Here is an 8,121-nt window from a genome sequence, read left to right as displayed (position 1 = left end):
GGCAGGGCGGGCGCGTGGTCCTGCATGGCGAGGGCTTCGACGAGGCGTATACCCACGCCCGTCAGCTTGAGGCCGAGAAGGGCCTCACCTTCATTCACCCTTACGATGATCCGGATGTCATTGCCGGCCAGGGCACCGTCGGCATGGAGATCCTGCGCCAGCACCCCGATCCGCTTGAGGCCGTGTTCGTACCAATTGGAGGCGGGGGGCTGGCGGCGGGGGTGGCCGTCTACACAAAGTTCCTGCGGCCCGAGGTGAAGGTGATCGGCGTCGAGCCGGAGGATGCCGCCAGCATGGCAGCTGCCCTTGCCGCAGGGGATAGAGTCATCCTGAACCAAGTGGGGCTGTTTGCCGATGGCGTGGCCGTGCGCCGGGCCGGTGAGGAGACCTTCCGGCTCTGTCGAGAGCTGCTCGATGAGGTGATCACCGTCAGCTCGGACGAGATCTGTGCGGCCGTGAAGGACATCTTCGAGGACACACGTGCAATCGCCGAGCCATCCGGAGCCGTGAGTCTTGCCGGCCTGAAGAAGTACGTGGAGCGGGAAGGATCACGACCACACGGACTGGTGGCGATCAACAGCGGCGCCAACATGAACTTCGACCGGCTCCGGCACATCGCCGAGCGGGCCGAGATCGGCGAGCACCGGGAAGCCCTGCTGGCAGTGACCATCCCGGAGCAACCGGGAAGTTATCGTCGCTTCATCCAGCTGATGGGCAAGCGCTCCATCACTGAGTTCAACTATCGCTACTCTGATCCACGGGAAGCTCAGATCTTCGTCGGCGTGCAACTCTCGGAAGGCGACCTGGAAAAGCGCCAGATCATCGCCATGCTGCGGGAGCAGGGCTATCCCGTGCTGGACATGAGCGACAATGAGATGGCCAAACTGCACGTACGCTACATGGTCGGCGGACAAGCGTCTGGCCTTCAGGATGAGCTGATCTTCCGCTTCCAGTTCCCGGAACGGCCCGGAGCCCTTCTGAAGTTTCTCAATGGGCTATCCGGCAGCTGGAACATCTCGCTGTTCCACTACCGCAACCATGGTGCCGATTACGGCCGGGTGCTGGCCGGTATCCAGGTTCCCACTGCGGAGCGAGCGCAGCTCAAGCGCAGTCTGGATGAGCTTGGATACCCATACTGGGACGAGAGCGACAATCCAGCGTATTGCTCCTTCCTGAACCGTGGCGCCGCGGGTGCAGCCACCCGGATCTAAGGCTCCACTGCCCCCGCGCTCCTTCTCGGCTCCGGGATCGAGCTGGAAAGCGCTGTTCGGAAAGTTTCGGCAATCGGTCAGGTCCTATGAGGTAGCGTCGCTCTGGATGAAGCAGCTTTGTTAGTCGTAAGGGTAATAACAACACGGCCGTCCTTTGAACGCTCCAAACTGACTGGTTGATCCTCGTCGTCGGGAAGGTCTCTTTCCCTAAGATTATCGATTGAGGTCAGCGTGCGAGGCTGGAGGCTGGCTTGATCTTCCGCGTCCGCTTGCCACTCCTGGACTGAGAACTCAGACACAAGGGGAGGGCGAGTTGCATCTTGCCTCGCACAGGGGCTTCCGCAAGCCCAGCCCGCGTGAGCCATTGCTGGAAATGAAGGTTTGCGGCCCGTTGAGCCCTGCTCTGCGTATCCTCGATGCCATGCAATTGAACTCCAGCTGAGGCCGGAACATCGTTGAGATACCAACGGAAGCGGCCTTGATCGCTTCCGTTCGAAACACGATACACCCGCGCAAACACATGAAGGTGCAGACTGCCCACCACATCATCAGGGCTGTTGTCGTCAGGAATGGTTGGCTTCCACCGCAGTGCCATCTCTCACCCTTCTCGGCGCCAGCTCTGACTACGCTGTAAGGGCTAAGAAGGTGTTATCGAGGTCGTAGACTCGTCTGCAGTCACAATAAAACTGGAACAGCCACCAGCAGGCTCAACGGCGTCGGCACTCTCAGACCAGCCGCAGGCGCTCTGCATTGGCTTGGACGCGCCGTCGATAGCCGTTCACCACTTTATGGGCCGATCCACCTGCCGCAACTGTCATGGTGGCCTCCATGAAGGCGAGCATCTTTTCTGACATCATCAGCTGCGCTTCAGCAGGGGTGCTCTGACCCATGGCGATCTGCGCCATACGCAGGCCTATGACGCTCTGGGCTTCCAAGCCGAGAAGAGTTGTATCGATGGTCAGCTTCATCCAAGCCTCTATCATCGCATTATCTCCCAACTAACGGCTTAGTGAGCCAGCCATGAGGCTGGGCAGGTGGAAGACGCTTGAACGCATCGGGACGGCTTGAACACCGCCACAAACGAAAAAGAACACCCAACGTGAGCCGGGTGTTCTGAACAAGCCGAAAGCGCCTGTCGTTACTTCGCGCGCGCTGTGGACTTCGCGGGAGCGAAGGTCGACTGCGCAGCGGAACGAAGGGCATTGAACGGCGCAAGGCTGTCCTGAGCCAGCTTCGCGTAGAGTTCACCGACCTTGGTCGATTGGGCAACGAAGCCCTCGTAGGCGCTCTTCACGTAGTCGGTCTGGATCTCGATTGCCTGATCGAGAGACCTGACACCCAGGAGCTTCTGGAAAGTGGCGGCGCTCTGCTCGAACGACTTCTTGGCGTAGTCGGTCGTCTCGACGGCGATTGCCTTCGTGCCGGTGGAGGCGACATCAAATGCCTTCACGGTGGCATCGAAATTGTCCTTGCCGAACTTCTGAACGGCATCGATCTGCTGGTTCATGGGAGTCTCCAAAGCTGGGCGCGTTCGGCACCCATCACGTTAGCCGCGTCACAGCCCGGCTATGTGCTTATTGTGCACTGCACAATGAAAGTCAAGAGGGAAATTGTGCGCTGCAAGATAGGCCAGCACGAGTTGAAACCCGTGCACTTGTGAGATCTGCGGCCAAGATGCCGCAACGTGTCCCTTGGATCCAATTCCACTGTTGCCCAGTTATGCTGCGGTGCGGTATGGATCTTGGTGCCTTACGGCTAAGGCTCAAGGCCTTTCAGCCACCCATCGGCACAAGTTCCGTGCGTCAGCCTATCTCGTTGCGTGCCTCCAAGAGAGGCTTTTTCACTCTAGGAATGCGGTCCTGGCTTATTGATCGGCGCAGCCAGCCTGCAGGCCGCCCATCATCTGGATCGCTCCGTCCATTTTTGCGAGGAATAATGACCGCCAACCGAACTATCGGCCAAACTCCGCCTGATCAGGCCAACGAACTCTTTGCCCAGATCCTCGACACCTCCCATGAGGCCATCGAACTTCGCAAACAGCTGCTTGCGGCGCTGAACCAGGAGCTGGAGCTTCTGGCGAACCTGCAGGAACAGCATCTCTTCCCGGTGCTGGAGCAGAACCCTGAGACGGTGGACCTGGTCCGTGGCGCCCGCGATGATCATCAGCAGACCAGGGCTCTCCTGAGCGAGCTCGGGACCACCCCGAAGGACAGCGATGCGTTTCTGGCCAAGGTGGCAGAGTTGCGGAAGGTGTTCCAGCAGCACATCCGCAATGACAAGAACGAGTTGCTACCTGTGGTGCTCAAGGTCCTGAGCGAGGAGGAGGTCGAGGCGGTCGTCGAGAAGGTTGAGGAGGAGGTCGCGGAAACCCGCCAAGCTGCCAGTGAACCGCGGCGGAGCCGCCGGGGGCGCAAGTCGGCCGAAACCGCCGACACAGGCCCAACCTTGCTTGCGGCTGTCGAGGCTGGCTCGAAGGGCGTCAGGGTCATCGAGCCGTCGGTGTCCGAGGTTGTTGAGACCAGTGCCCAGGCTGCATCCGAGCTGGGCGGCCGCTCGCTGGAACGCTTGAGCCAGGGGACGCAGATGCTGGCCGATCAGGTGCCGGACTATCTTCAGGCGGTGGCTCGATCCAACAGGATCCTGGCCAGCGGGGCCGGGACCATCACGCTGGAATGGTTCGGGCTCCGGCAGGAGCGCCTGCTGAAGAACCTGGAAGGGATCACGAATCTTATGGGCTGCCGGACGATCCCGGACTTCGTGAGCCTCCAGAGTTCTCTGGTTCGTGGCAATGTTGAGCGCATGCTCGAGAACAGCCAGCGCCTGGCGCAGCTCACCGCTCAGGTGGCTCAGGAGGCGACTCGGACCCTCACGGCACAGCCCGAGCCTGGCCGGCGTGCTCGCTAAGGATTTGTCCTGACGACGCTCCCGGCTCGCGAGCCGGGAGCACCACATCAGGGATCGGGCCACACCGCAGGGCTACCCCGTGCCTCCGCTGCCCTTCGATCGCGTGTGTATCCTGGCGTGAGACGCTCTTGTCACGAACTCTCCCAAGCGGGTGCGCATGCGACTGAAGCTTCCGATTGCTCACCTGCTGAAAACCCAGCGCCGCTGGGAGAAGGCCCTCGCCAAGGCTACGGCGACGTCGCGCAAGCTCATCATCAAGCCACGTAAGGTCCGCCCCAAGAAGGACAAACTGACGGAGGTCAGCTCCTTTGGGACCAATCCGGGCAATCTCCGGATGCTGACTTTCGTGCCGCCGCAGTTGCCCGGCAGCGCGCCTCTGGTCGTGGTGCTGCATGGCTGTCTGCAGACGGCTCGCGACTACGACGAGGGCAGCGGCTGGTCGATGCTGGCCAAGCGGCATGGCTTTGCGCTGGTCTACGCCGAGCAGACCCGCGCCAACAACCTCAACCGCTGCTTCAACTGGTTCCAGCCGCACGATGCGCGGCGGGGCTCGGGGGAGGCCTTGTCGATCCGACAGATGGTCACCCGCATGCGACGGACCCATAGCATCGACCCAGCCCGGGTGTTCATCACGGGCCTCTCGGCAGGCGGCGCCATGACGTCGGTGATGCTGGCGACTTACCCGGAGGTCTTTGCCGGCGGCGGCATCATTGCCGGTCTTCCCTATGGCGCGGCGGCCGGCATGCGCCACGTCATGACCGCCATGAAGAAGCCGCGGGCGCGCGCCGCCGAGCAATGGGGTGACCTCGTTCGCGCCGCCTCGTCCTATGCCGGCCCTCGCCCGACGGTGTCGATCTGGCATGGCACAGAGGACCGGACCGTTGCGGCCTCCAATGCAGCCGCGTTGCTCAGCCAATGGACCAATGTGCATGGTGTCAGCGAGGACGTGTTTACTCAAGCGATGCTCGCGGGCCACCGCCAACGCACCTGGTCGAACCGAAAGGGCGACACGGTCATCGAGCTGTACCTGATCGATGGCATGGGCCATGGCACGCCGGTGCGCCGGACGAAGGCTCAGGCCAAGGCAGGAGGAGCCAGGCCATTCATGCTTGATGTCGGCATCTCATCATCGCTGCATCTGGCGAAATCGTGGGGTCTTGTTCGCCGGAGGACAGCCTCCCGCCGGACCTGAGCGGCAGTCTAGTCCCCGAGCTATCAAGTGGTGCTCAAGGCTGGCTTTACCTTGGAAGGATCGTATCCGTAAGATGGCCATTAGCTCCCAAGCGCAGCACACCAGAGGCGGAGTAGCTCTGATCGTTTCAGCGCGAACTCAGCAGATGGCAATGGCAGAATGGACAGACAGGGTCTGCGATATCGTTTCGAGTGGCATTCACTCGGGCGGGCTCACCTTGGGCTTGTAGATAGGATGTCGGCTACCCCATAAGGCTCTGAGTTGTAAAAACAGTGACATCTGTCTTGTCACAACGCATGGAGGGTCTCGCTCACTCACTCCTTTGAGGGCGACTTCGCCTTTAGACTAATCATCCTTTGTGAAGAACCAGTATGTTAGAGAGCTCGCAACTGTCACGACGATTCTCATCGAGAAAAGTTAGAGAGTTAGCAGAATCCAAGGAATTATTAGATGATGTAAAAAATTGACAGATTTACAGGACATAGCTTGTAAAGGTTGACACTTGGACCTTAACTCGCCTTCACGGTCCTGAACACGTCCGCTATTTCCTCGTTCAACCTTCACAGAAACGAGGATACGACCGTGACGTACCAAGATCAGATCACGCAATCTCAGATGATTATCGAGGGCCAGAGCACCTGGAACGGCGTCGACCCAGAGTCCGTCGCTCGGATGCGGCTGCAGAACCAGTTCAGGACCGGCCTCGACATCGCGCGCTACACTGCCAGGATCGTGCGCGAGGACATGGCGGCCTATGATGCCGACCAGTCGCGCTATACTCAGTCGCTCGGCTGCTGGCACGGCTTCATCGGCCAACAGAAGATGATCTCGATCAAGAAGCATTTTGGCTCGACTAAAGGCCGTTACCTTTACCTCTCCGGCTGGATGGTGGCCGCCCTGCGCTCGGAGTTTGGCCCGCTGCCCGATCAGTCGATGCATGAGAAGACCAGCGTTCCGGCGCTCATTGAGGAACTCTACACCTTCCTGAGACAAGCCGATGCTCGTGAACTGGGACTTCTGTTCCGTGACCTTGATGCCGCCCGCAAAGCAGGCAACGGGCTCAAGGAGCGTGAGATCGTCAACGCCATCGACAATCACCAGACCCATGTCGTGCCGATCATCGCTGACATCGATGCAGGCTTCGGCAACGCCGAGGCAACGTATCTCCTTGCCAAGAAGATGATCGAGGCTGGCGCCTGCTGCCTCCAGATCGAGAACCAGGTTTCGGACGAGAAGCAGTGCGGTCACCAAGACGGCAAGGTCACCGTTCCGCACGAAGACTTCTTGGCCAAGATCCGCGCCATCCGCTATGCCTTCCTGGAACTCGGCGTCGATGACGGCCTGATTGTCGCCCGCACCGACTCTTTGGGCGCTGGCCTCACCAAGCAGATCGCCTTCAGCCGTGAGCCCGGCGACATCGGTGATCTCTACAACAGCTTCCTCGATTGCGAGGAGGTCACGCCGGAGAACTGCACCAACGGTGATGTGGTGATCAACCGCGATGGCAAGCTGATGCGCCCAAAGCGGCTGCCGAGCAACCTGTTCCAGTTCCGTCCTGGCACCGGCCAGGACCGCTGCGTGCTCGACTGCATCACAGCGTTGCAGAACGGTGCGGACCTGCTGTGGATCGAGACCGAGAAGCCGCATATCGAGCAAATTGCTGGCATGGTCGACCGCATCCGTGAGGTCATCCCGAACGCGAAGCTGGTCTATAACAACTCGCCGTCCTTCAACTGGACCATCAATTTCCGCCAACAGGTCTACGATGCTTGGGAGAGGGCGGGTAAGGACGTGTCGCAGTACGACCGCGCCAAGCTGATGAGCGTGGACTATGACAACACGGAACTGGCCGAGGAGGCGGACGAGCGCATCCGGACGTTCCAGGCGGACGGTGCCAAGCGCGCTGGAATCTTCCACCACCTGATCACGCTGCCCACCTACCATACGGCCGCGCTCTCCACCGACAATCTGGCCAAGGAGTACTTCGGCAGCGAGGGCATGCTCGGTTATGTGCGCAACGTCCAGCGTCAGGAGATCCGTCAGGGCATCGCCTGCGTGAAGCATCAGAACATGGCTGGCTCCGACATTGGCGACGATCACAAGGAGTACTTTGCGGGTGAGGCGGCCCTCAAGGCGGGCGGTGCTCACAACACCATGAACCAGTTCGCGGCCTAAAAGACCGGCGGACGGAGCTGCGATCGAAGCAGACACTCGCCCGTTGCACCTCGCACCCGCGTTTTACGAAAACTTGAAGACACAGAGACCGCAAACGTCCCGGTAGAGTGAAGACTTTCATAGGAGTGAAGCACATGACGATCTCAGAAAAGCCACAACTGAAGAGCCGCTTCGAAGACGCTGCTAGCTCGATGTCTCCTGATCAAGAGGGCGCTATCCGGATCCTTGCCAATGAACTCCATCGCGTCAACGAGGCAGTCATGAACTGCGTCAACCATGGTCTCTCGATCGAATTGCAGAGGGTTAAGCGCTGCCATTCTGAGGGGGGATACTGGGGCGATATGATCGTGCCGGTGATCGTCAAGCAAAGTGAGAAACAGAGTTAGGCGGATTGAAGAGCGGGTCGGGTAAGGCCGTCAGGTGGTGTTGTGAGGTCGAAGACTTCAGCTCGCGACCACCGCCCGGCGGCACTCGGACCTGATGATCGCAATTGGCCATGTGGCTGCTCTAGCCGGTGCCTGCGTGGATTGAGATGCAGTTTGCGTCTGGAATGAATCAGCACCTGCTCCACCCAGGTCCAATTCGCCTCTGGAACGTCTGAGTTCATCCCGAACAGGACTGTGACGAGACGTTGAGAGG

The 8,121-nt window shown here is 60.1% G+C and carries 7 protein-coding genes; 5 read left to right on the top strand and 2 right to left on the bottom strand.

Features of this window, described 5'->3' with window-relative positions; all coding sequences use genetic code 11:
• A partial coding sequence (gene ilvA / locus OCW50_RS29565; RefSeq protein ID WP_262300066.1) for a threonine ammonia-lyase, biosynthetic occupies positions 1–1,211 on the top strand: 1,211 nt, incomplete at its 5' end.
• A 725-nt stretch (positions 1,212–1,936) separates the two neighbouring features.
• Here ilvA and OCW50_RS29560 read toward each other — a convergent pair.
• The gene (locus OCW50_RS29560) at positions 1,937–2,194 is read right to left on the bottom strand and encodes a hypothetical protein (RefSeq protein ID WP_262271959.1); all 258 of its coding nucleotides are present in this window, start codon (positions 2,192–2,194) and stop codon (positions 1,937–1,939) included.
• Between the two features lie 155 nt (positions 2,195–2,349).
• Positions 2,350–2,718, bottom strand: coding sequence for a phasin family protein (locus OCW50_RS29555; RefSeq protein ID WP_262300065.1), 369 nt, complete (start codon positions 2,716–2,718; stop codon positions 2,350–2,352).
• Positions 2,719–3,146: 428 nt separating this feature from the next.
• Between OCW50_RS29555 and OCW50_RS29550 the strand changes: the two genes are divergently transcribed.
• From OCW50_RS29550 to OCW50_RS29535, 4 genes are all read left to right on the top strand, one after another.
• Entirely contained in the window at positions 3,147–4,115 is a 969-nt protein-coding gene (locus OCW50_RS29550) for a phasin family protein (protein ID WP_262271957.1), read from the top strand.
• 157 nt (positions 4,116–4,272) lie between these two features.
• Positions 4,273–5,307 (top strand): extracellular catalytic domain type 1 short-chain-length polyhydroxyalkanoate depolymerase, encoded by a 1,035-nt coding sequence (locus OCW50_RS29545; protein ID WP_262300064.1) that lies wholly within the window; start codon positions 4,273–4,275, stop codon positions 5,305–5,307.
• Between the two features lie 582 nt (positions 5,308–5,889).
• A complete protein-coding gene (locus OCW50_RS29540; protein ID WP_262300063.1) occupies positions 5,890–7,482 on the top strand; it encodes an isocitrate lyase in 1,593 nt (530 codons plus the stop codon).
• A gap of 134 nt (positions 7,483–7,616) precedes the next feature.
• Positions 7,617–7,868, top strand: coding sequence for an SMc00767 family acetate metabolism repressor (locus OCW50_RS29535; protein WP_262265816.1), 252 nt, complete (start codon positions 7,617–7,619; stop codon positions 7,866–7,868).
• Positions 7,869–8,121 lie beyond the last annotated feature (253 nt).

The sequence above is a fragment of the Microvirga sesbaniae genome, assembly GCF_025460805.1.
Lineage (GTDB): Bacteria > Pseudomonadota > Alphaproteobacteria > Rhizobiales > Beijerinckiaceae > Microvirga > Microvirga sesbaniae.
This window is presented reverse-complemented; position numbering and strand designations above follow the sequence as displayed.

Bases quoted from the DNA above. Each gene is read 5' to 3' on its own strand.
- OCW50_RS29560 (WP_262271959.1), bottom strand. From the start codon at position 2,194: ATGATAGAGGCTTGGATGAAGCTGACCATCGATACAACTCTTCTCGGC.
- OCW50_RS29555 (WP_262300065.1), bottom strand. From the start codon at position 2,718: ATGAACCAGCAGATCGATGCCGTTCAGAAGTTCGGCAAGGACAATTTC.
- OCW50_RS29550 (WP_262271957.1), top strand. From the start codon at position 3,147: ATGACCGCCAACCGAACTATCGGCCAAACTCCGCCTGATCAGGCCAAC.
- OCW50_RS29545 (WP_262300064.1), top strand. From the start codon at position 4,273: ATGCGACTGAAGCTTCCGATTGCTCACCTGCTGAAAACCCAGCGCCGC.
- OCW50_RS29535 (WP_262265816.1), top strand. From the start codon at position 7,617: ATGACGATCTCAGAAAAGCCACAACTGAAGAGCCGCTTCGAAGACGCT.